Here is a 20255-nt window from a genome sequence, read left to right on the forward strand (position 1 = left end):
CCACCGCCGGCAGTTCCTGAGCACCGTGATCCACCTGATCCGGAAGGATTCCCATGCCCGAGAACGATGACGCAATCGTCGTAGACGCGAAGACGGAAGGGGCGGGCGGCTGCCCGGTCGCGCACGGGCGCGCCCCGCACCCGACCCAGGGCGGCGGGAACCGCCAGTGGTGGCCGGAGCGGCTCAACCTGAAGATCCTCGCGAAGAACCCGGCCGTCGCCAACCCGCTCGGCGGGGACTTCGACTACGCCGCCGCGTTCCAGGCCCTCGACCTGCCGGCCGTGAAGCGGGACATAGCCGAGGTCCTGACGACGTCCCAGGAGTGGTGGCCGGCCGACTTCGGCCACTACGGGCCGTTCATCGTGCGCATGGCCTGGCACAGTGCCGGCACCTACCGCATCAGCGACGGCCGCGGCGGCGCGGGCGCGGGCCAGCAGCGCTTCGCCCCGCTCAACAGCTGGCCGGACAACGCCAACCTCGACAAGGCGCGCCGCCTGCTGTGGCCGGTGAAGAAGAAGTACGGGCAGAGCCTGTCCTGGGCCGACCTGATGATCCTCGCCGGCAACGTCGCCCTGGAGACGATGGGCTTCGAGACCTTCGGCTTCGGCGGCGGCCGCGCGGACGTCTGGGAGCCGGACGAGGACGTCTACTGGGGGCCGGAGACCACCTGGCTGGACGACCGCCGCTACAGCGGCGACCGCGAGCTGGAGGAGCCGCTCGGCGCGGTCCAGATGGGCCTCATCTACGTCAACCCGGAGGGCCCGAACGGCAATCCGGACCCGGTGGCGGCCGCGCGCGACATCCGGGAGACGTTCCGCCGGATGGCGATGAACGACGAGGAGACCGTCGCCCTGATCGCGGGCGGGCACACCTTCGGCAAGACCCACGGCGCGGGCCCGGCGGACCACGTCGGCGCCGATCCCGAGGGCGCCCCGCTGGAGCAGCAGGGGCTCGGCTGGAGCAACTCGTACAGGACGGGCAAGGGCGCCGACACCATCACCAGCGGCCTGGAGGGCACCTGGACGACGACGCCCACCGCCTGGGACAACAGCTTCTTCGAGATCCTCTTCGGCTACGAGTGGGAGCTGTTCGAGAGCCCGGCCGGCGCCCGCCAGTGGCGGCCCAAGGACGGTGCCGGCGCCGGCACCGTCCCCGACGCGCACGACCCGGCGAAGACGCACGCCCCGACGATGCTCACCACCGACCTGTCGCTGCGCTTCGACCCGGCCTACGAGCAGATCTCGCGGCGCTTCCTGGCAGACCCGGCCGCGTTCGCCGACGCCTTCGCCCGGGCCTGGTTCAAGCTCACGCACCGCGACATGGGCCCGGTCGTGCGCTACCTCGGCCCGGAGGTGCCCTCCGAGACCCTGCTGTGGCAGGACCCGCTGCCCGAGCGGGCGCACGAGCTCGTCGACGCCTCCGACATCGCCGGCCTGAAGGCAGCCGTGCTCGACTCGGGGCTGGCCGTCGGGGAGCTCGTCTCGACGGCGTGGGCGTCGGCCTCCTCCTTCCGCGGCAGCGACAGGCGCGGCGGCGCCAACGGCGCACGCATCCGGCTCCAGCCGCAGGCCGGCTGGGAGGTCAACGAGCCGGACCGGCTGGCGCGGGTGCTGCGGACCCTGACCGGGATCCAGGAGTCCTTCAACTCCGGCCGCACGGACGGCAAGCAGGTCTCGCTCGCCGACCTGATCGTGCTGGCGGGCGCAGCGGGTGTCGAGAAGGCCGCCCGGGAGGCGGGCTTCGCGGTGGAGGTGCCCTTCACCCCGGGCCGTGTCGACGCCTCCCAGGAGCAGACGGACACCGAGTCCTTCGCCGCGCTGGAGCCGACCGCGGACGGCTTCCGCAACTACCTGGGCAAGGGCCACCGGCTGCCCGCCGAGTTCCTCCTCGTCGACCGGGCGAACCTGCTCACGCTGAGCGCGCCAGAGCTGACGGTCCTCGTCGGCGGCCTGCGCGTCCTCGGCGCGAACCACGGGGAGAGCGGCCTCGGGGTCTTCACGCAGACGCCCGGCGCGCTCACGAACGACTTCTTCGTCAACCTGCTCGACCTGGGCACGGCGTGGAAGCCGACCTCGCCGGACGCGCACACCTTCGAGGGCCGGGACACCGCCACGGGCGAGCTGAAGTGGACCGGCAGCCGGGCGGACCTGGTCTTCGGCTCGAACTCCGAGCTGCGGGCGCTCGCCGAGGTGTACGCGAGCGACGACGCGAAGCGGAAGTTCGTGGACGACTTCGTCGCCGCGTGGGCCAAGGTGATGGACCTGGACCGCTTCGACCTGGTGTGACCGCGTACGGGCGGGCCGGCGGCACGTGCTGCCGGCCCGCCCGTACGCCCCGTACGCCCCGCCGTGCGGGCGGCGGGACCGGATCCGCCGCCCTCAGCGCGGCAGGGCCTGCTCCGCCCAGATGACCTTGCCGGCGCCCGTGTAGCGGGTGCCCCACTGCTGCGTCGTCTGCGCCACGATGAACAGGCCCCGGCCGCCCTCGTCGTCGCCGGCGGCGTGCCGCAGGTGCGGTGAGGTGTGGCCGCTGTCGAAGACCTCGCAGATGAGGGTCTGGTCGCGGATCAGGCGCAGCCGGACGGGGGCACCTGAGGCGTACCGGACGGCGTTGGTGACGAGTTCGCTGACCACCAGCTCGGTGGTGAACACCAGCTCATCGAGCCCCCAGTCGCGCAGTTGGGCGGCTGCGGCGGCGCGGGCCCGGCCGGCGGCCCGCGGGTCGTCGTCCAGGTCCCAGGAGGCGACCTGCCGCCGGCCGAGGACGCGGGTGCGGACCAGCAGCAGCGCCGCGTCGTCCTCGGCGGGTCCCGGCAGGAGTGCCTCGACGACGTCGTCGCAGAGGTCGTCCAGCGGCCGGTCGTGCCGGCCGAGGACCGTGCCCAGGACGCCGAGCTGCTCGTCGAGGTCGCGGCCGCGCCCCTGCACGAGGCCGTTGGTGAACAGGGCGAGCAGGCTGCCCGGCGGCAGCGTCAACTCCGCTGATTCGAAGGGGAGTCCGCCGAGTCCGAGGGGCGGCCCCGAGGGCAGCTCGGGGAAGGTCACGGTGCCGTCCGGGTGGACGACGGCGGGCAGGGGGTGTCCGGCCCGCGCCGTCGTGCACGTCCCGGACACCGGGTCGTACGCGGCGTACAGGCAGGTCACGCCGAATCCTCCGGCGTCGGGCAGCTCCTCCCCCGCGGGGCGCGGTGCGGCCCGCTCCTCGGTGTCCTGGGTGACGAGGTCGTCGAGGCGGGTGAGGAGCTCGTCGGGCGCCAGGTCCATGCGGGCGAGGACCCGCACGCTGGTGCGCAGCCTGCCCATGGTGGCGGCGGCGCTCAGGCCGTGCCCGACGACGTCCCCGACGACCAGGCCGACGCGGGCCCCGGACAGGGGGATGACGTCGAACCAGTCGCCGCCGACGCCGGCTCCGATGTCGGCGGGCAGGTAGCGGTAGGCGAGTTCCACGGCGGACAGCTGCGGCAGGAGCCGGGGCAGCAGGCTGCGCTGGAGGAGGAGCGCGGCGGCGTGCTCGCGGGCGTAGCGGCGGGCGTTGTCCACGCACACGGCGAGCCGGGCGGCGAGTTCCCCGGCGACGGCCAGCTCGCCGGGGTCGAAGGGGCCGGTGCGCTGCTGCCAGGCGAAGGTGACCCGGCCGAGGTCGGCCCCCTCGGTGCGGAGCGGCACGGTCAGCGTGCCGGGCCCGTGCGGCTCGGCGGCGGCGGGCGCCCCGGGGTGTTCGGGCGGCCACAGCCGGACGGAGGCGGCGTCGGCGCCGGTGTCGGTGTCGGTGTCGGGGCGCGGCCGTTCGCCGCGCAGGACGGCTTCCAGTACGTCGACGGTGACGGCATCGGCGAACTCCGGCGTCGTGACGTTGGCGAACTCGTGTGCCGTGCGGCCCATGTCCAGGGTGGTGCCGACCCGCCGGGCGGCCCGTACGAGCAGGTCGAGGCGCTGCTGGGCGAGGTAGCGGTCGGTGATGTCGAAGGTCTCCTCGCACACGCCGAGGGGCGCGCCTGCGGGGCCCTCCAGGCGGTAGTAGGAGCACGACCAGACGTGGTCGCGGTCGGGCGCGGAGGGCGGGCGGCCCCTGTAGTGCAGGTCGGTGACGGGTCCGCCGGTGGCGAGGACCCGCGCCATCACCTCCTCCAGGGTGGCGGGCATTCCGGGGGAGACGACCGCCCCGTCGGCGACCATGTCGTCGGGGCCGATCCCGGCGTAGTCGGCGGGGCCCATCTCCTTGCGGAGGGCTGCGTTGGTCCACACGACGCGCAGGTCGGTGTCGTAGATGGCCAGGCCGATCGGGGACTGCGTGGCGAGGCCGTGCAGCATGGACTGGAGGGCGTCCCAGTGGTCGGCGGCGTCGGCGTCGGCCATCGCGAGCAGGCGGGCGGGCTGCCGCCCGGCGGGGGCGGCGGGCGCCGCGGGGCCGGGCCGGGCCTCGTCCGCCGAGGTCAGGGGGCGTACGGCGACGGCGGTCCGCCGGCCGGGGCCGCCGTCGCGGTGGCGCAGCCGGAGCACGGTGCGGGCGCCGGGTGGGGGCGGGGGCGCTCCGGGGTCGGCGGCGAGGGCGTCGAAGCCGCGGCCGAGGATCTCGGACGGGGCGTACCCGAGCAGGTCGGCGGCGGCGGGGCTCCAGCCCACGATGCGGCCGTCGCCGTCGAGGACCGCCACGGCCGCCCGGGACACGTCGAGGGGGCCGTGGAATCGTTCGTAGCCGGCGGTCCCGTTCATGTGGGCTCCCTGCGGTGCGCGGGCCCGTCCGCGGCCGCGGGCGCACCGGAGCGGGCGCGGCGGCCGTCCGGCCGGTACGGAGTCCCGCGGGCGGTGGTCCGCCGCCGGCTCACGCCTCTCTCCCGGTCACACAGCCAGCATCCCCCTCCCCCGGCGGGCGCCGCATCCGGACGCCCGCCGGAGTGCCCCGGACGGGCCCGCCGGAACACCCGTTCGGGACCGTGCGGGGCGGCCGCGGCAGGGCGGTGCGGGACGGTCAGTGGACGACGGTGAAGCTGCGCCAGGGCAGGGTGTCGGGGGCGGTCACGTTCGCACTGGACGTCGGGATGTAGGTTCCCTCGTCGCGGCCTTCGACCGTCCGGCAGTCGAGGGTCCGGTAGAGGACGACGTCGACGAGGGTGTTGTTCTCGACGTGGGCCGCGCCGCGCGGGAGGCGGATGCGGTGGCAGCCCTGCACGGGGGTGTTGGAGTACGTCAGTTCGACCGGGGAGTCGTGGGCGCGGAAGGTGAGCTCGCCGACGGTGGTCTTGCCGGCCGAGCAGGCCGTGGCCGCGAGCACGAGCAGTGCCGCCCCGGAGATGACGCCGGTACGCCGGAGGTGGGACATGGCTGGATCCTCGTCTGTGCGGTGATGGCGGGCCTTGACCGCAGCCTGCCGCGGGCCGGCCCGCCGGGCATCCGCTGGGCACCCGCCCGGATGACGGCCGGACGGGGGACTCCGCCGTCCGCCCGGGCCGGTTCGGGCCCGCTGCCTGATCCCATGGATGCGGGGCACACGCGTGGCGGGACGGAAGGAGCGTGGGGATGCCCGGAATCCGGAACTGGTCCGGCCGTGTCAAGGCCGGCGCGACCGCGCTCGGCGAACGCCGGGCGCGGATGCAGGCCCGCCACGACGCCGAGGAGCGGGCGGCGCGCCAGCGGGCGTTCGCCGAGGCCCGCCGGGCCCGGACGCGGGCCGCGGACCCGGCGGGGGCGGTGCCGTGGGGAGTGCGGGTCGCGGCGGAGGCCGCCTGGCGGTTCCTGGTGCTGGCGGCGGCCGTGTGGGTCGTGATGCAGGTGATCGGGTCGGTGCGGCTGGTCGTCCTGGCGTTCGTCGCGGCGCTGCTGGTCACCGCGCTGCTCCAGCCGACCGTCGCGCGGCTGCACCGGGCCGGGCTGTCGCGGGGGCTCGCCACCGCGGTGACGGCACTGTGCGGGTTCGCCGTCCTCGGCCTGATCGGCTGGTTCATCACCTGGCAGGTGTCGGACAACCTGGGGAACCTGTCCGGCCGGCTCCAGGAGGGCATCGAGGAGCTGAAGCGGTGGCTGCTGAACAGCCCGCTCCACGTCACGGAGCAGCAGATCAGCGATGTCGCGTCGAGCCTGAGCGACGCGATCGGGACGAGTACCAGCGAGATCACCTCGACCGGTCTGCAGGGCGTGACCGTCCTGGTCGAAGTGATCACCGGGATGCTGCTGGCGATGTTCTGCACGCTGTTCCTGCTGTACGACGGCCCGCGCATCTGGCGGTGGACGCTGGGCCTGGTGCCGGCCGCGGCCCGGCCGGGTATGTCGGGTGCGGGCCCGATGGCGTGGCGGACGCTCACGGCCTATGTGCGGGGCACGCTGATCGTGGCGTTCATCGACGCCTTGTTCATCGGGATCGGCATCTACTTCCTGGGGGTGCCGCTCGCCGTCCCGATCGCCGTCGTGATCTTCCTGGCGTCGTTCGTGCCGCTGGTCGGCGCCGTGGTCTCGGGGGCGCTCGCCGTCGTCGTGGCCCTGGTCACGCAGGGGGTGTTCACCGCGCTGATGACGCTGCTGGTGGTGCTCGTCGTGCAGCAGATCGAAGGCCACGTGCTGCAGCCGTTCATCCTCGGACGGGCCGTGCGGGTCCACCCGCTGGCGGTCGTCCTGGCCGTGGCCACCGGCGGGCTGGTCGCCGGGATCGGCGGGGCGGTGGTGGCCGTTCCGCTGGTCGCCGTCGGCAACACGGTGGTCGGGCATCTGCGGGCCCACGCGGGCGAGAACGGGGCGACGGAGTCAGGGCCGTCGGAGTCGGGGGCGGGGCCGTCGGAGTCGGGGCCGGGAGCGGGGCCGGGCGGGGCCGGGGAGCCGCCCGCGGCGGCTGCGGAACCGGAACGGCCCGCCGCGCGGCCGGAGGACCCGGCCTGACGCCCGGCCGGGGCCGGGTGCCGCGCCGGTCCGGCCGTACGGCGGGCCGTTCGCGCCGGATCCGGCCCGTGGCAGCGGGCGCCGGCTCCGGCCGCGCGGGCGTGTCGGATCAGATGCGGCCGCGCCACTCGCCGGTCGGGGTGCCGCGGTCCTCGATGAAGTGCTTGAACCGGGTCAGATCGCCCTTGACCCGGCGGTCGACGAAGCCCGCCTTGTCGCCGATGTTCTCCGCCATCCCCTCGGGCTCGAAGTCCATCATGAGCGTGACCTGCGTGTGCGTCGGGTCGATCGGCTCGAAGGTGACGACGCCGGACTGCTCGGTGGAGCCGCCCACGGTCACCCAGGCGACCTTGCGGTCGGGCACCTGCTCGGTGATCTCCGCGTCGAACTCCCGCTCCACGCCGGCGATCTTCGTCACCCAGTGGGTCAGCGTGTCCGTGCGCTGCTCGATCCGCTCGACGCCGTCCATGAACGCGGGGAACGACTCGAACTGCGTCCACTGGTCGTAGGCCGTCCGGACGGGGACGTCGACCTCGATCGATTCCTTCACGTGCGACATTGCGTGCTCCCCACTCTTCGGATATCCGGCGGGCGTCGGCGCGGGCTGCCCGCCTGCGCCACCCTCCGCGGGCACCGGTCGGCGCCCTCGGTCCGCCCTTGCCCGGCGGGCTCGCGGTGATGCGCCCGAATGCCGGTTTCGCTGTGGCGCGGAGGGCCTCCCGCGCCCCGGACGAACCGGTCGGCGGGCCGGACGCCGCGGATCGTGGTCGGCTGGATGCAGGGACGCCGCACCCGGCGCCATGCAGGCGGGCCGGGCGGGACCTGCGTCCCGTCGGGAGGCGACGGACATGGAGTGGGACGAGTCGCAGCGGGCCTGGGCGATGGTGATCGCCACCATCTCGATCATCCTGGCCGACCTGGCGGCGATCATCCTGATGAACACCGTCTGGCGGTGACGGGGTCAGCCCTCGGTCCCCCCGCAGGCGTTCGGGGTGGAAATGGCAGGCGGCACCCGGCCGGTCCACGACCAGGGGCGGCCGCTTCTTCTTCTGCCGCCTCCGCCTCACCATCGCCCCATCCGACACGGCCCGCTGTTCGACGGTTCAGCCGGGAGGCCGGGCGGGCGCCGTGGGACGGGAGCGGCTCAGGCGGACGGGGCCTCGCCGACGGGGCGGATGACCACCGGGTACTCGGGGGAGCCCGCGGGGACCGGGCACTGGGTGATCCTGGCCGCGATCTCGGTCACGCGGTCGAGGCCGGAGCACTCCAGAAGCCAGTAGCCGGCGGTGACGGCCTCGGTGTCTGCGTACGGGCGGTCGGTGACGGCCGGTTCGCGGCCGGGGGCGCCGGTGACGAAGCGGGCTTCGGAGGGCGGCCCGAAGCCCTGGGCGTCCAGGAGTTCGCCTGAGGCGGCGAGTTCCTCGTTGAGTCCGCTCATGAAGGCGAACATCGCCCTGATGTCGTCGCCGCTCCAGGCGGGGGATGCCGGTGAGGGCTTCCCCGCCATCGCGTCGTAGTCCGCCTGGCTCCCCGCCACCGTCACGAAGTACTTCATCCGGGCAGCCAACCACCCTCCGGCCTGCCGGGGCTCGCCTCCGGCCGGGTCGGCGGCGGGTTTCCCCCGGGCGGCGGAGTCAGGAGCCGGCGGCAGGCTCCTGGGTGAGACGTTCCTTCTCCGCCTTCAGCTTGCGCCACACCGTGCCCAGGGCTTCGAGGTCCCGGTCGTCGAGGAGGTCGGTGAAGACCGGCGCGAGGGCCGCGCGCCGGGTGTCGTCGGCCGCGGCGAACACCTTGCGGCCCTCGTCCGTGAGGGAGATCTCGACGGACCGGGCGTCGCGCGCCGAGGGCGTCCGGGAGACGAGGCCGCGGGCCTGGAGGGCGTCGACGACCCGGGAGACCTGGCTGCGGCTGAGCATGGTGCTGTTGCCGAGGACGGAGGCGGGCACCGGCTCCGGGCTGGACGCCAGCCACAGCATGACCTCGAACCAGGACACGGGCAGGCCGTGCGCCTTGGTGAGGGCACGGTCGACGCGCTCGGTCATGACGGTGCCGGCCCACACGAGGCCGTAGAAGGCGTAGTCCTCGGCGGGCATCTCGGCCTGGGTCAGTTTCTTCGGCATGGATCCGAGTATAGGGAGGGGGTTGCGTGTGCACACACACAAAGCTAAGTTGTGTGTGCACGCACAGACGATGTACCTCCTGAAAGGTGATGAAATGTCCACCACTGCCCGCACCTCCCCCGCACGGACCGTCCTGATCACCGGCACCTCGTCCGGCATCGGCCTCGCCGCGGCCGTCGCCGCCGCCCGCGCCGGCTGGCGTACCGTCGCCACGCTGCGCGACCTCTCCCGTGCGGACGCCCTCCGCAAGGCCGCCGCCGACGCGGGCGTCGACCTCGACATCCGGCAGCTCGACGTCACCGACGAGGCGTCCGTCGCGGCCGCCGTCGCCGGAGTGGTCGCCGACCACGGCCGCCTGGACGCCGTCGTCAACAACGCGGGCGCCGGCCACGTGGGCACCCTGGAGAACGACTCCCTCGCCGACATCCGCACCGTGATGGAGGTCAACTTCTTCGGTGTGCTGAACGTCAGCAAGGCCGCGCTCCCCCACCTGCGGGCAGTCGGCGGCCGCCTCGTCACCGTGACCAGCGTGGGCGGTGTCGTCGGGCAGCCGTTCAACGAGGCCTACTGCGCCGCCAAGTTCGCCGTCGAGGGCTACATGGAGAGCCTGGCCCCCGTCGCCCGCACGCTGGGCGTGGCCGTGTCGGTGGTCGAACCGGGCGCGGTGGCCACCGAGTTCGTCAACAACATCGGCATCGACGTGGAGGGCGGCCTGGAGGCCGGCCCCTACACCGGGGCGCTGCGCACGTATGTCGACCGCACCGTCGCGCAGTTCCTGGACGGCACCGCGCAGACGCCCGCCGGCGCGGCGGAGTCCGTCATGGAGGCGCTGACCGCTGCGGAGCCGGCGTTCCGGATCCAGACCACCGACTGGGCGCGGGAGTTCGTCGGCACGAAGCTGGCCGATGTGGACGGCTCCGCGGTCCAGAGCCTCACCTCCGCCTGGGTCGCCTGAGCCGCCCGGACGCCGGCGCGAGTGCTCCGGTCGCGGGTGCGGGCGGCAGGGGCACAGGGTCAGCGCTCGTGTCTGCCGGCGGGGGTTCCGGCGGCGGCGAGCGGCGGCGTCTCCAGGCCCGCCCCGCGGCGCAGGCCCGCCAGGAAGTCGGCGACGGCCTCGGTGGCCGTGGTGGACGGGGTCCAGTCCAGCTGCTCGCGGGCCCGGCCGGCGTCGAGCAGCGGCAGCCGCAGGAAGGCGTCGAGGAGGCCGGGGGCCGCGGGTACGAGGCGCATCCGCCAGGCTGCGGCGAGGGCCGCCCGGGCGGCTGCGGCGGGCAGCGGGACCGTGCGGGCGTGCAGCAGCCGGGCCACGGCTGCCATGTCCAGGACCGGATCGGCGACGAGGTTGAACGCGCCGCGCACGGGCCGGAACACCGCCTCCCGGTACGCCCGGGCGGCGTCGTCGGTGTGCAGGGCCTGGAAGCGCAGGCCCGTCACGGCAGGCACGGCGGGCAGCAGGCCCGGCCGGACCAGCCACGACGGCAGGAGCGGGCCGGCGAAGATCCGCCGCTGTTCGCTGGCGGCGGCCTCCTTGAACAGGAAGGCCGGCCGCATCCGGACCACCCGCATCTCCGGGTGCGCGGGCTGGAAGCCGTCCAGGTAGCGCTCCAGGTACGCCTTCTCCCGGGTGTAGGCGGCGCCCGGCCATCCGTGGGTCGGCCAGGTCTCGTCGACGGGCCGCCCGTCGGGCGGGCCGGGGGCGTACGCGCCGACGGACGAGGCGTGCACCAGGGTGCGGACGCCCGCGCGGGCGCAGGCCTCGAAGACGCGGATGCCGCCGAGGACGTTGGTCCGCCACGTTTCGACGGGGTCGTGGGTGGGCTGGAACTTCCAGGCCAGGTGGACGACGGCGCCCGCGCCCTCGAAGAGCCCGGTCAGGTCGGAGTGGCCGGGGTCGATGTCGGCGGCCACCCAGCGCACGCCCGGGATGTCGAGGGCTGGGCGGCGCCGGGCGATGCCCGCGACCTCGGTGACCCGCAGGTCGGCGGCCAGGGCCCGCACCACACTGGTGCCGGCGTTGCCGGTGGCTCCCGTCACGACGACCCGCATCACGACCACCCCGCCTTCACGGTCAGCACGCGGGCCCGGGCAGCGCCGCCCGCCGCCGCGCACGCGGTCGTCATCGGAGTCGGTGGGCGAACCGGAATCTGAGGTGTTGCAGGAATGGATGCAGACATGCCCCGCGCCTACCCGGGGCGGCCATGGCAACGCATCGGGGGGACCCGGGACCGGGACACGTGTGGAACCGAGCGGTCCGGGTAGCCGCCGCACCGTGAGCCCACGACACGACCGTTCCGTCCGCCTGCCCGACAGCACCCTGCCGCTGCTGCTCCACGGCTACGCCTGGCTGCCCGACCCGCTGCGGGCCGAGGACCGCCCGCTGGTGCGGACGCGCCTGATGGGCCGCCCCGCCGTGGCACTGCACGGTCCCGACGCCGTGCCGTTCTTCTAACGGACGATCTCGGCGCACTGGGCCGGGCCGCAGCCGGATGCCGCGGGTGCCCGCTGCACGCGGCGGCCACACAGACCGTCTTCGGCGAGGGGCCGGAGCGTGCCCGGGTCGTCCTGGTCGGCGAGCAGCCCCGGGACCGGGAGGACCGGGCCGGGGAGCCGTTCGTCGGACCGGCGGGCGGCCTGCTGCGCCGCGCGCTGGAGGAAGCCGGGCTGGACGCGTCGGAGGTCTGCCTCACGAACGCGGTGAAGCACTTCAAGTTCACGGTGCCGGAGGGCGGGAAGCGGCGCATCCACAAGTCGCCCGACCTGCGCGAGATGACCGCCTGCCGCCCCTGGCTCACGGCCGAGCCGGCCGCGGTCCGCCCCCGGCTGGTCGTGGCGCTCGGCGCCACGGCCGGACGGGCCCTGCTCGGCGGCCCGTTCCGGGTCGGCGACCACCGGGGCGTGCTCCAGCCCTTCCCCTCGCCCGGCGGGCGCGGGGACGGCGGGGCCCCGGCGCTCCCCGACGCCCGGTTCCTGGCGACCGTGCACCCCTCGTCCGTCCTCCGCGCCCGGGACCGCGACGCCGCCTACCGCGGCCTGGTGGCGGACCTGCGCGTGGCGGCCGCCGCCCTGCAGGACTGAACCGCGCCCGGGGGCGGGCCGCGGGGTCCCACCCGTGCAGGCGCCGGGCCCGTTTCCGGCCGGGAGATCCGGGCAGCCGCACGGTGAGGCACACAGGTACGCGCGCGTGCGCCCGGCGGGCCGGCGGTGATGCCGGCGCGGGCGGGCTGCGGCGCGCCCAGCCCGACAGGAAGGCCCGAGACGATGACCCGAGACACCGGAGGACGCCGGCAGCCGGAGCGCAGTGCCGGCTCGGGGGCGGAGCGGCGCAAGCCGACGCCTCCCTCGCAGGCTCCGGGCGAGGCCGGCGACCGTGAGGCGCGCCGGCGCGCCGACGAGGCCGTACGCGGCGGGAGCGGCGCGGGCGGCCGGAGCAGCCGGAGCGGCAAGGACGGTGAGGGTGGCGGACGCGAGCGCCCCGCCGACGTCCCGGCCACTCCCCCGCCGGTGGAGCCGCCGGACTGAGCGGCGGCCCGTACCGGCCCGACGGCAGGTGTCCGGAGGGAAGGCGATGACCCTGCAACTGGAACAGTCCCTCGACCCCGGGCACGGCGCGGCTGCCGCGGCCAGTGCCCGGAGCGCCGCGGTGAGGTTTCTCAAGGACGCGGCGCGGGCGGGCCGCCCGGTCACTCCGGTGACCGCGGACATCGTGCTGCTGGTGGTCAGCGAGCTCGTGACCAACGCCGTGCGGCACACGCCGGGGCCGTGCACCCTGCACCTGTCCCGCTACGAGGCCGGCGTCGGCATCGACGTCAGCGACACCAGCCCCGACCCGCCCGTGCCCCGGCCGCCGCATGTGAACGGGGCGGGCGGCTGGGGCTGGATCCTGGTCAACCACCTCGCCGAGGAGCTGTCGGTACGGCCCACTCCGGAGGGCGGCAAGACGGTCCACGCGTACATCGCGGACCGGACCTGAGGAACGGAAGAGGAACGAGGACGACGTGAACAAGGCCAAGCTCGCCTACCGGCCCGTCGGCATGGCGCTGGGCGCCACGGGAGGGTTCCTCGCCGGGCTGGTGTTCAAGCAGGTGTGGAAGCTGCTGGGCCGCCAGGGAGACGCTCCCGACGCGATGGACGAGGACCGCGCGTGGAGGGAGATCCTGATCGCCGCGGCCCTGCAGGGTGCGGTGTTCGCCGCGGTCAAGGCCGCCGTGGACCGGGCCGGCGCCACGGGAGTGCGCCGTCTGACAGGCCGCTGGCCCGCCTGAGGGCGGACCGCAGCCGTACGGCGCCCCCGGCTCGGTAGCCGGGGGCGCCGGGCTGTGTCGCGCCGCAGGAGCGCTCGTGTCAGTCGTGGCCGGGGCCGGGGCCGCGTGCCGTCCTGCGCTGGGCCTGCGGGCTGGGGCTGAGCGCGTCGCCCGCCTCGCCGTCGCGGGCGTCCTCGTCCGCGGCGCCCCGTTCTCCGCGGTGCCGTTCGCGGCCTGTGCCAGGCTGTTGCGCTCGGTGGCTGCCGGGGCGCCTGCGCCGGTCCTGCGGGGTGTCGTCGTCGAGCGGGGCGCCGCCGGCGCCGCCCTGGTCCATGTCGTCCATCGTTCGCGGTTCCTTTCGCGGGTGCCTACAGTTCGCGGAGGGCGGGCAGCAGTTCGGCCTCGGCCCACTGGAGGAAGGGCTTCTGGTGGGCGCCGCCGATCTGGACGAGCGCGACCTCGGTGAAGCCCAGTTCGGCGTACGGGCGCACGGCCGCGACGAACTCCTCCACGTCTGCGCCGCAGGGGATCGACTTGCCGACGTCCTCGGGACTCACCGCGGCGGTGGCCTCGGCGAAGGCGGCGGGGCCGCGCAGTTCGGCGTTGACCTGCCAGCCGCCGACCGACCAGCGGAACTGCTCGTGGGCGCGGGCCAGGGCGGCGTCCCGGTCGGGGTCGTAGCAGACGGGCACCTGCCCGACGCGCGGCTTTCCGGCTCCGCCGCTGCGGTCGAAGTCCTCCAGCAGCCGGCGCTCGGGCGCGATCGCGATGAGCAGGTCGGCGTGGCGGCCGGCGACGGCGCAGGAGCGCGGGCCGGAGACCGCGATGCCGATCTCCGGGGGCCGGTCCGGCACGTCGAAGAGCCTCGCACTGTCGATGCGGAAGTGCCGGCCGTCGTGGTCGACGGTCTCGCCCGCGAGGAGGCGGCGTATGACGACGGCGGCCTCCTCCAGGCGTTCCAGCCGTTCCCGCGGGGCCGGCCATCCGCGGCCGGTGACGTGCTCGTTGAGGTTCTCGCCCGAGCCCAGGCCGAGCCGGAAGCGGCCCTGCGACAGCAACTGCACCGTGGCGGCCTTCTGGGCGACGACCGCCGGGTGGTAGCGGTAGGTCGGGCAGGTCACGTACGTCATGAGCGGTATCCGCTCGGTGGCCTGCGCGGCCGCACCCAGCACACTCCAGGCGTACGGCGAGTGGCCCTGCTCTTCGAGCCAGGGGAAGTAGTGGTCGGAGATGACGGAGAAGTCGAAGCCCGCGGCCTCGGCGGCCACGACGTCGTCGACGAGCGCACGCGGCCCGGCCTGCTCGGTCATCATCGTGTATCCGATGCGCACCATGCCCGGCGTCTGACCCGTCCCCCCCGGCCTCAAACCCGGCCGGGTCCCGAGCCGGGCCGCTCCGCCCGCGGCGGGGTGCCCGCTCGTCCGGTCGGAGCAGCCGGACGGGCGGGCCGGGCGCCGAGGATCTTGGATGGCGGCATGGCGCCCACCTCGGCCGCAGACCCTCAGCTGCGGCAGATCCTGGCCGGCCGCGGGTACCGGCGGCTGCTGCTCCTCGCCGCGCTGCTGGGCGTGCCGGTCGCGTTCGTGTCCTTCTTCTTCGTCAGCGCGCAGCTCGCACTGCAGGACCTGGTGTGGGAGGACTGGCCCAAGGACCTCGGCTTCGACCGGGCGCCGTGGTGGTGGCCGCTGCCGTGCCTGCTGCTGGCCGGGCTGATCCTGGCGCCGGTCGTCACCCGGATGCCCGGCAGCGGCGGGCACGTCCCCGCGCACGGCCTCGGCGGACCGCCCGTCGGGCCGAAGGCGCTGCCCGGCGTGGTGGTGGCGGCGCTGCTGACCCTGCCGCTGGGCGTGGTCCTCGGGCCGGAGGCGCCGCTGATGGCCCTCGGCTCGGGGCTCGCGCTGCTCGCCGCGCAGCTGTCCCGCAAGCCGCTGGACGCCATGAACGGGGCCGTCATCGCGACGGCCGGGCAGACGGCCGCGATCTCCACGATCCTCGGCGGGCCGCTCGTGGCGGCGGTCCTGGTCATCGAGGCCGCCGGGCTCGGCGGCACGGGGATGGTCGTCGTGCTGCTGCCGGCCCTGCTCGCGAGCGGTGCCGGGGCGCTGGTGTTCACCGGGTTCGGCGACTGGACGGGGCTGCCCACGGGCGATCTGGCGCTGCCGACCGCACCTCCCCGCTTCACCCCGGACGCCGCCGACTTCCTGTGGGGGATCCCCGCCGCCGCGCTCATCGCCGCGCTGATCGCCGCCGGCATGGCGCTCGGCCGGCGCACCGAGAAGTGGATCCGGCCGCGGACGGGGCTGCGTACGGTGCTCTGCGCCGCCGCGGTGGGCGTGTGCGTGGCGGCGTACGCGCTGGTGACGGGCCGCGACCCGGCGGAGGCCGCACTGTCCGGGCAGATCACCCTGGGAACGCTGGCCTCCGACCCGCATGCCTGGCCCGTCGCGGCGCTGTGTGCGCTGATCCTGTTCAAGGGGCTGGCCTGGGGGCTCAGCCTCGGCGGGCTGCGCGGTGGGCCGATCTTCCCGTCGATCCTGATCGGCGCGGCCGCGGGTGCGGTGTGCTCGGGGCTGCCGGGGCTGGGCACGACGCCCGGGCTGGCGCTGGGCATCGCGGCCGCCACCGCGGCGGTCACCGGGCTGCCGCTGACGAGCTCCGTGCTGACGGTGCTGCTGCTGGGGGAGGGCGCCTACCACCAGGCCCCGCTCGTGGTGTTCGCAGCGGTGGTGGCCAGCATCGTCACCCGGCTGCTGCGCCGCCCGCAGGCGCCGGCGGAGGGGGCACCGCCCGGAGCCCGTGCGGCGGCCGGCGCGGGCCCCGCCGGCGATACCGCCGCCGGTCCCGGCTCGGATTCCGGCCCCGGATCCGCGTCCGGGTCTGAGCCGGGGGGCGGGCCCCGACCGGAGTCAGGGCCCGGTGCGGGAAGGGACTCCGCGCCGTGAGCCGGCGCCGGGACCGTGCGGCGGCCGGGGCGCCGGCGCAGGAGCCGCGGAACCTGCTCCAGGCGGTGCTCGCCCAGCCGGGGCGGCTGCCCGAACTGCTGGCCGGGTTCGCGCTGCGGCACAACGGCCCGCGGGCCGCACGCAGCGTGGCACGGCTGCGCGCGGAGATGCCCGATGCGGACGCCTCCGCCCTGGGGACGGCGGTGATCGCCCGCGGGACCCGTGCGACGGTCGCCGAGGGGGCGTTCGTCGGCGGCCCGTTCCTGGTGTTCATCCCGGTCGCGTTCTGCGCCGCGCTGCTGCGCCAGGCGCGTACCGTCATGGAACTGGCGGCCGTGACCGGCCTGGATCCCACCTCTCCGGAGCGCGCCGCGGAGCTGCTGGTGCTCCAAGGGGTCTACCCGGACACGGAGTCGGCGGCGCGGGCGCTCGCCGCGGATCCCGGCGCAGGCGCGCAGCCCGCCGGGCCTCCGCCCCGGAGCCGGTGGACGGTCCTGGTCGGGGTGACCCTGCGCATGGCCCGCCTCCTCGGCCTGCTGACCACCGCCGAGGAGAGCCGGGGGAGCCGCCTGCGGGCCTGGCTCGTCCGGATCGGCCAGTGGGCGCTCCTCACGGCCGTCCTCGCGGTGGGGATGGTGGTGCCGCTGGTCTGGATGCCGTACATGGCGGTGTCGTACCGGAAGGCCACCCGGCGGCTGCTGGCGCGGGCCGCCGACTCCTACCTGCTGACGGTGCCGCCACCGGAGCGGCGGCGCACCGCGTCCGGCCTGGACCCGGGGGCGCTCGCCGGGGTGGTGCGGGTGCTGTCGTCGGTGCTGGTGCCGGTGGGCGTGGTGCTGCTGGTGATCCTCGCGGACCTGCGGACGGCGGGCAGCCGCTGGCCCGCGCTGGTCATCGGCCTGGCGGCGGCCTCCGCCGCCGTGGGGGCGTGGTGGCACCTGCGCCGGCGGCGCGGGGGCGGGCGGGAGGGGACGGCCGCGGCGGGGCGGTGACAGCGGCGCGGTCCCGGCCCGCGCGGCGTTGCGCGCGGGCCGGGACCGCGGGGCGCGGGTTGCCGGAGCGTCCGTCAGAACGTGTTCTTCGTGGCGCTGGAGACCACGCACTCCTTGTACTCGCTGCCGTTGCCCTTGCCGAGGTAGGTGGTGGTGGCCTCGGTCGTCTGCGACGCGCCGGCCTTGACCTTCAGACCGGTGACGCTGGCGACGGCGGGGCTCGCCGTCGAGTCGCCGCGCCACTTCACGATGAAGCCGTACGTGGCGTCCAGCGAGCCGCTGTTGGTGACGGTGACGCGGGCGACCAGCTTCTTGCCGGAGGCGTCCATCTTGCACTCGTTGATGCGGATGTCGCGCTCGGCCTTGTCGCCGCTCTTGGCGCCGCCCGAGACGCTCCCGGACGAGCTGCTGCTGTCGCTGCCGTCGCTGCCGCTGCTGCTGCTTCCGCCGGAGCTGCTGCCGCCCGAGCTGCTGGAGCTCGACGAGCTGCTGCCTCCGCCGCAGCTGCCGCCGTGGGAGCCGCGGGCGCCGGTGAGAGCGAAGACGACGATGCCGAATACGGCGACGGCGCGGGCATGGCGAAGCTTCACGTTCAACCCCCGTTGAAGTGTCGGTGCATGGGAAAAAAGGCCCGTCCTTGACGAGCACACGTCACCCTAGCAGCGGCCGGGGACAGTCCGCGCATGCAGCGGAATCCTCGCCTCCGCCCGTACCGGGCGCCGCGGCGCGGACACCCCGCCCCGCGGTCCCGGTGTCCGCGGCGGGCCCTATCATGACCCCGCCGCAGCCCGGGGAGTCCCCGGGCGCTCCCGGCGGGACGAGGACGCCCACACCACCGGTCCGGGAACCGGACGGCGCTCGTTCGTGTGTTGCAAGAGGGAAACTCCACAGCAGGGGGGACGGAAAGATGAAGGCGTGGGTGGTCCCCGGGTACACGGAGACCAGAGAACTCGGCGCGGGAGCCAGCGGCCGCGTGGTGCTCGCGGTGCACGACGCGACGGGCACGCCCGTCGCGGTGAAGTACCTCAGCGACCGGCTCCGCCGGGACCCGGCGTTCGTCCAGGGGTTCCGCGCGGAGGCGCGGCTGCTCGGCGGCCTGCACTCGCCGTACGTGGTGGGGCTGTACGAGTACGTGGAGGCGCCCGCCGGCGCCGCCATCGTGATGGAGCTGGTCGACGGCATCGCGCTGCGCGAGCTGCTGCGCGAGTCGGGGCAGACCGGGCCCGAGGCGGCGCTCGTCGTGCTGAAGGGCTCCCTCCTCGGCCTCGCCGCCGCGCACCGGGCCGGCGTCGTCCACCGCGACTACAAGCCGGAGAACGTGCTGGTCGCGGCCGACGGCTCCTCGAAGCTCGTCGACTTCGGCATCGCCGCCGACCGGGGCACCGAGGCCGGAGTCGCCGGGACGCCCGCGTACATGGCGCCGGAGCAGTGGCAGGGCCGGCCCGCCTCCCCCGCCGCCGACGTGTACGCGGCGACGGCCACCTTCTTCGAGTGCCTGACCGGCCGCAAGCCGTTCGCCGGGGAGAACTTCGCCGAACTCGCGCTCCAGCACATCGAGGCCCCGGTACCGGAGTCCGAAGCTCCGGAGCCGGTGCGCCCGCTGATCCGCCGCGGCCTGGCCAAGCGGCCCGAGGAGCGGCCGGAGGACGCGGAGGCGTTCGTCGCCGAGCTGGAGGACGTCGCCTGCGGGGCGTACGGCCCCGACTGGGAGGAGCGCGGGCAGCGCAAGCTGGCCGCCCTCGCCGCACTGCTGCCCCTGCTGTTCCCCTCCGCCGGCGGCACCGCCGCGTCCACGACGGCCACCGCGAGCACCTCGCTGTGGGCGCCGGGGCGGCGCGGCTGGCTGGGGGCCGGCGCGGCCCTCGTCCTCGGCCTGCTGCTGGCCGTCCAGCAGGCGGCCGCCACGGACAACACCGGCGGGGCGGCGGCGCTGAGCTCCTTCGCGACGACCAGCGCCGCCCCGCCCACCGGCGGCCCGGCCCCCTCCGGTTCGGCCTCCGGCTCGCCGTCCGCGTCCCCGTCGGGCTCGGCCTCCCCCTCGGCCTCCGCCTCCGCCTCCGCCTCGCCGTCCGCGTCGCCGTCCGCCTCCGCCTCGGCGTCCGGACCGGCGCCCGGCCCCGGCTCGCCGACCCCCGGCACCCCGGGCACGCCGACGGGCGGGCCGACGACGGCTCCGCCGACCACCCCGCCGCCCTCCCCGGCCGTGAAGGTGCGCTCGGTCTCCGTGACCTCCTTCGGGCAGACCGGCTTCACCACCGGCCAGGTGGCGCTCGCCGTCAGCGCCACCGGTCCGGCGACCGTCCGCCTGGAGTGGTTCAGCAGCGACGGCCGCGGCACCGCCGCCGTGTCCGAGGGCTCCATGACCTTCCCCGCCTCCACGGCGGGCACCCCGCGGACCCTCTCCTTCAAGGGCACCGGCTGCTACTGGAGCGTCCGCGCCACCACCACGCCCGCCGCCGCCTCCGGCGCCGCGGTCCAGCAGATCCTGACGAGACGGTGCGACATCAGATGAGCGACGACGACTACAGCGCCACCGCCCTCGGCAGCCACTGGATCAGCGGGACGCCGGCCGAGGGCCGCACCCTCGTCGCGCCCGACCGGGTCGACGGCTCCGTGCTGCGCTTCGGCCCCGGCGTCACCGCGGCCGCCCTCGCCCCCTTCCCCGTGCCGGTGCCCCCCGCCCCCGCCCGCCGGGGCGGCGGCCTGCGCCGGTACGCGCTCGCCGCGGGCATCCTGGCCGCCGTCCTCCTGTACCTGGGATGGCAGCGCCTCGGCCCCGGCATCGAGGTCCGCGACGTGGCCGTCTCGACCGATCCGGCCGGGCCGGCCTGCGGCGGGACCGCCGACGTCGTGGCAGACGTACGGACGAACGGCCGCGCCGGCACCCTCGCCTACCGGTGGGTCCGCAGCGACGGCACCCGCTCCGAGGAGCTCACCGAGCGGCTGGTGGAGGGACAGGAGGCGGCGAAGCTGCACCTGCTGTGGACCTTCCACGGCGCGGGCGACCACCCGGCCACCGCCCGCCTGGAACTCCGCTCCCCGGACCGCCGCACCGCGGAGGTCGCCTTCACCTACCGCTGCGCGCCGTAGGGGC

21 protein-coding genes are annotated in these 20255 nt (G+C 75.4%); 12 read left to right on the forward strand and 9 right to left on the reverse strand.

Annotated elements, in window-relative coordinates; translation table 11 throughout:
- Window positions 1–53: 53 nt before the first annotated feature.
- Window positions 54–2285 (forward strand): catalase/peroxidase HPI, encoded by a 2232-nt coding sequence (gene katG, locus C0216_RS16830; protein WP_114056080.1) that lies wholly within the window; start codon window positions 54–56, stop codon window positions 2283–2285.
- Window positions 2286–2378: 93 nt separating this feature from the next.
- On the opposite strand, the gene C0216_RS16835 is transcribed toward katG, so the two are convergent.
- Window positions 2379–4712, reverse strand: coding sequence for a SpoIIE family protein phosphatase (locus C0216_RS16835; protein WP_114056081.1), 2334 nt, complete (start codon window positions 4710–4712; stop codon window positions 2379–2381).
- Window positions 4713–4968: 256 nt separating this feature from the next.
- Window positions 4969–5319, reverse strand: coding sequence for a hypothetical protein (locus C0216_RS16840; protein ID WP_114056082.1), 351 nt, complete (start codon window positions 5317–5319; stop codon window positions 4969–4971).
- A 197-nt stretch (window positions 5320–5516) separates the two neighbouring features.
- Between C0216_RS16840 and C0216_RS16845 the strand changes: the two genes are divergently transcribed.
- A complete protein-coding gene (locus C0216_RS16845; RefSeq protein WP_114056083.1) occupies window positions 5517–6866 on the forward strand; it encodes an AI-2E family transporter in 1350 nt (449 codons plus the stop codon).
- A 109-nt stretch (window positions 6867–6975) separates the two neighbouring features.
- On the opposite strand, the gene C0216_RS16850 is transcribed toward C0216_RS16845, so the two are convergent.
- The 3 genes from C0216_RS16850 to C0216_RS16860 form a co-directional block, all read right to left on the reverse strand.
- The gene (locus C0216_RS16850; protein WP_114056084.1) at window positions 6976–7425 is read right to left on the reverse strand and encodes an SRPBCC family protein; all 450 of its coding nucleotides are present in this window, start codon (window positions 7423–7425) and stop codon (window positions 6976–6978) included.
- A 585-nt stretch (window positions 7426–8010) separates the two neighbouring features.
- Complete coding sequence (locus tag C0216_RS16855; protein ID WP_114056085.1) at window positions 8011–8421, reverse strand: YciI family protein; 411 nt, start codon at window positions 8419–8421, stop codon at window positions 8011–8013.
- 79 nt (window positions 8422–8500) lie between these two features.
- Window positions 8501–8986, reverse strand: a complete 486-nt coding sequence (locus C0216_RS16860) for a MarR family winged helix-turn-helix transcriptional regulator (RefSeq protein WP_114056086.1) — start codon at window positions 8984–8986, stop codon at window positions 8501–8503.
- A gap of 94 nt (window positions 8987–9080) precedes the next feature.
- On the opposite strand from C0216_RS16860, the gene C0216_RS16865 reads away from it, so the two are divergent.
- Entirely contained in the window at window positions 9081–9941 is an 861-nt protein-coding gene (locus C0216_RS16865; protein WP_246042579.1) for an SDR family NAD(P)-dependent oxidoreductase, read from the forward strand.
- Between the two features lie 59 nt (window positions 9942–10000).
- On the opposite strand, the gene C0216_RS16870 is transcribed toward C0216_RS16865, so the two are convergent.
- Window positions 10001–11032 carry an NAD-dependent epimerase/dehydratase family protein gene (locus tag C0216_RS16870; RefSeq protein WP_114058721.1) on the reverse strand — a complete coding sequence of 344 codons (1032 nt, stop codon included), beginning with the start codon at window positions 11030–11032 and terminating at the stop codon, window positions 10001–10003.
- 223 nt (window positions 11033–11255) lie between these two features.
- Between C0216_RS16870 and C0216_RS34470 the strand changes: the two genes are divergently transcribed.
- From C0216_RS34470 to C0216_RS16890, 5 genes are all read left to right on the forward strand, one after another.
- Complete coding sequence (locus C0216_RS34470; RefSeq protein WP_428985434.1) at window positions 11256–11435, forward strand: hypothetical protein; 180 nt, start codon at window positions 11256–11258, stop codon at window positions 11433–11435.
- Window positions 11436–11452: 17 nt separating this feature from the next.
- Window positions 11453–12061 carry a UdgX family uracil-DNA binding protein gene (locus C0216_RS16875; RefSeq protein WP_428985492.1) on the forward strand — a complete coding sequence of 203 codons (609 nt, stop codon included), beginning with the start codon at window positions 11453–11455 and terminating at the stop codon, window positions 12059–12061.
- Between the two features lie 183 nt (window positions 12062–12244).
- On the forward strand, window positions 12245–12505 hold the full coding sequence (locus C0216_RS16880; RefSeq protein WP_114056088.1) for a hypothetical protein: 261 nt from the start codon (window positions 12245–12247) through the stop codon (window positions 12503–12505).
- A 46-nt stretch (window positions 12506–12551) separates the two neighbouring features.
- Window positions 12552–12956, forward strand: coding sequence for an ATP-binding protein (locus C0216_RS16885; RefSeq protein ID WP_114056089.1), 405 nt, complete (start codon window positions 12552–12554; stop codon window positions 12954–12956).
- 25 nt (window positions 12957–12981) lie between these two features.
- Window positions 12982–13248 (forward strand): DUF4235 domain-containing protein, encoded by a 267-nt coding sequence (locus C0216_RS16890; protein ID WP_114056090.1) that lies wholly within the window; start codon window positions 12982–12984, stop codon window positions 13246–13248.
- A 79-nt stretch (window positions 13249–13327) separates the two neighbouring features.
- Here the strand turns inward: C0216_RS16890 and C0216_RS16895 are convergent, their stop codons facing one another.
- Together C0216_RS16895 and C0216_RS16900 are read right to left on the reverse strand one after the other, a co-directional pair.
- Entirely contained in the window at window positions 13328–13570 is a 243-nt protein-coding gene (locus C0216_RS16895; RefSeq protein ID WP_114056091.1) for a hypothetical protein, read from the reverse strand.
- 25 nt (window positions 13571–13595) lie between these two features.
- Window positions 13596–14561 carry a TIGR03557 family F420-dependent LLM class oxidoreductase gene (locus tag C0216_RS16900; protein ID WP_114056092.1) on the reverse strand — a complete coding sequence of 322 codons (966 nt, stop codon included), beginning with the start codon at window positions 14559–14561 and terminating at the stop codon, window positions 13596–13598.
- A gap of 141 nt (window positions 14562–14702) precedes the next feature.
- Between C0216_RS16900 and C0216_RS16905 the strand changes: the two genes are divergently transcribed.
- Together C0216_RS16905 and C0216_RS33535 are read left to right on the forward strand one after the other, a co-directional pair.
- The gene (locus tag C0216_RS16905) at window positions 14703–16169 is read left to right on the forward strand and encodes a chloride channel protein (RefSeq protein WP_162793244.1); all 1467 of its coding nucleotides are present in this window, start codon (window positions 14703–14705) and stop codon (window positions 16167–16169) included.
- On the forward strand, window positions 16166–17161 hold the full coding sequence (locus tag C0216_RS33535; protein WP_162793245.1) for a hypothetical protein: 996 nt from the start codon (window positions 16166–16168) through the stop codon (window positions 17159–17161). The genes C0216_RS16905 and C0216_RS33535 overlap by 4 nt, the downstream gene beginning before the upstream one ends.
- 74 nt (window positions 17162–17235) lie before the next feature.
- Here C0216_RS33535 and C0216_RS16920 read toward each other — a convergent pair whose 3' ends face one another.
- Window positions 17236–17751, reverse strand: a complete 516-nt coding sequence (locus C0216_RS16920; RefSeq protein WP_114056094.1) for a hypothetical protein — start codon at window positions 17749–17751, stop codon at window positions 17236–17238.
- Window positions 17752–18068: 317 nt separating this feature from the next.
- Between C0216_RS16920 and C0216_RS16925 the strand changes: the two genes are divergently transcribed.
- Entirely contained in the window at window positions 18069–19673 is a 1605-nt protein-coding gene (locus tag C0216_RS16925; protein WP_114056095.1) for a serine/threonine-protein kinase, read from the forward strand.
- On the forward strand, window positions 19670–20251 hold the full coding sequence (locus tag C0216_RS16930; protein WP_114056096.1) for a hypothetical protein: 582 nt from the start codon (window positions 19670–19672) through the stop codon (window positions 20249–20251). Before C0216_RS16925 ends, C0216_RS16930 begins: the two co-directional genes overlap by 4 nt.
- Window positions 20252–20255 lie beyond the last annotated feature (4 nt).

It is taken from the genome of Streptomyces globosus, assembly GCF_003325375.1.
In the GTDB taxonomy this organism is placed as follows: domain Bacteria; phylum Actinomycetota; class Actinomycetes; order Streptomycetales; family Streptomycetaceae; genus Streptomyces; species Streptomyces globosus_A.

Excerpts from the sequence above, each read along its gene's own strand:
- katG (WP_114056080.1), top strand. The coding sequence starts at position 54 with ATGCCCGAGAACGATGACGCAATCGTCGTAGACGCGAAGACGGAAGGG.
- C0216_RS16835 (WP_114056081.1), bottom strand. The coding sequence starts at position 4,712 with ATGAACGGGACCGCCGGCTACGAACGATTCCACGGCCCCCTCGACGTG.
- C0216_RS16840 (WP_114056082.1), bottom strand. The coding sequence starts at position 5,319 with ATGTCCCACCTCCGGCGTACCGGCGTCATCTCCGGGGCGGCACTGCTC.
- C0216_RS16845 (WP_114056083.1), top strand. The coding sequence starts at position 5,517 with ATGCCCGGAATCCGGAACTGGTCCGGCCGTGTCAAGGCCGGCGCGACC.
- C0216_RS16850 (WP_114056084.1), bottom strand. The coding sequence starts at position 7,425 with ATGTCGCACGTGAAGGAATCGATCGAGGTCGACGTCCCCGTCCGGACG.
- C0216_RS16855 (WP_114056085.1), bottom strand. The coding sequence starts at position 8,421 with ATGAAGTACTTCGTGACGGTGGCGGGGAGCCAGGCGGACTACGACGCG.
- C0216_RS16860 (WP_114056086.1), bottom strand. The coding sequence starts at position 8,986 with ATGCCGAAGAAACTGACCCAGGCCGAGATGCCCGCCGAGGACTACGCC.
- C0216_RS16865 (WP_246042579.1), top strand. The coding sequence starts at position 9,081 with ATGTCCACCACTGCCCGCACCTCCCCCGCACGGACCGTCCTGATCACC.
- C0216_RS16870 (WP_114058721.1), bottom strand. The coding sequence starts at position 11,032 with ATGCGGGTCGTCGTGACGGGAGCCACCGGCAACGCCGGCACCAGTGTG.
- C0216_RS16880 (WP_114056088.1), top strand. The coding sequence starts at position 12,245 with ATGACCCGAGACACCGGAGGACGCCGGCAGCCGGAGCGCAGTGCCGGC.
- C0216_RS16885 (WP_114056089.1), top strand. The coding sequence starts at position 12,552 with ATGACCCTGCAACTGGAACAGTCCCTCGACCCCGGGCACGGCGCGGCT.
- C0216_RS16895 (WP_114056091.1), bottom strand. The coding sequence starts at position 13,570 with ATGGACGACATGGACCAGGGCGGCGCCGGCGGCGCCCCGCTCGACGAC.
- C0216_RS16900 (WP_114056092.1), bottom strand. The coding sequence starts at position 14,561 with ATGGTGCGCATCGGATACACGATGATGACCGAGCAGGCCGGGCCGCGT.
- C0216_RS16905 (WP_162793244.1), top strand. The coding sequence starts at position 14,703 with ATGGCGCCCACCTCGGCCGCAGACCCTCAGCTGCGGCAGATCCTGGCC.
- C0216_RS16925 (WP_114056095.1), top strand. The coding sequence starts at position 18,069 with ATGAAGGCGTGGGTGGTCCCCGGGTACACGGAGACCAGAGAACTCGGC.
- C0216_RS16930 (WP_114056096.1), top strand. The coding sequence starts at position 19,670 with ATGAGCGACGACGACTACAGCGCCACCGCCCTCGGCAGCCACTGGATC.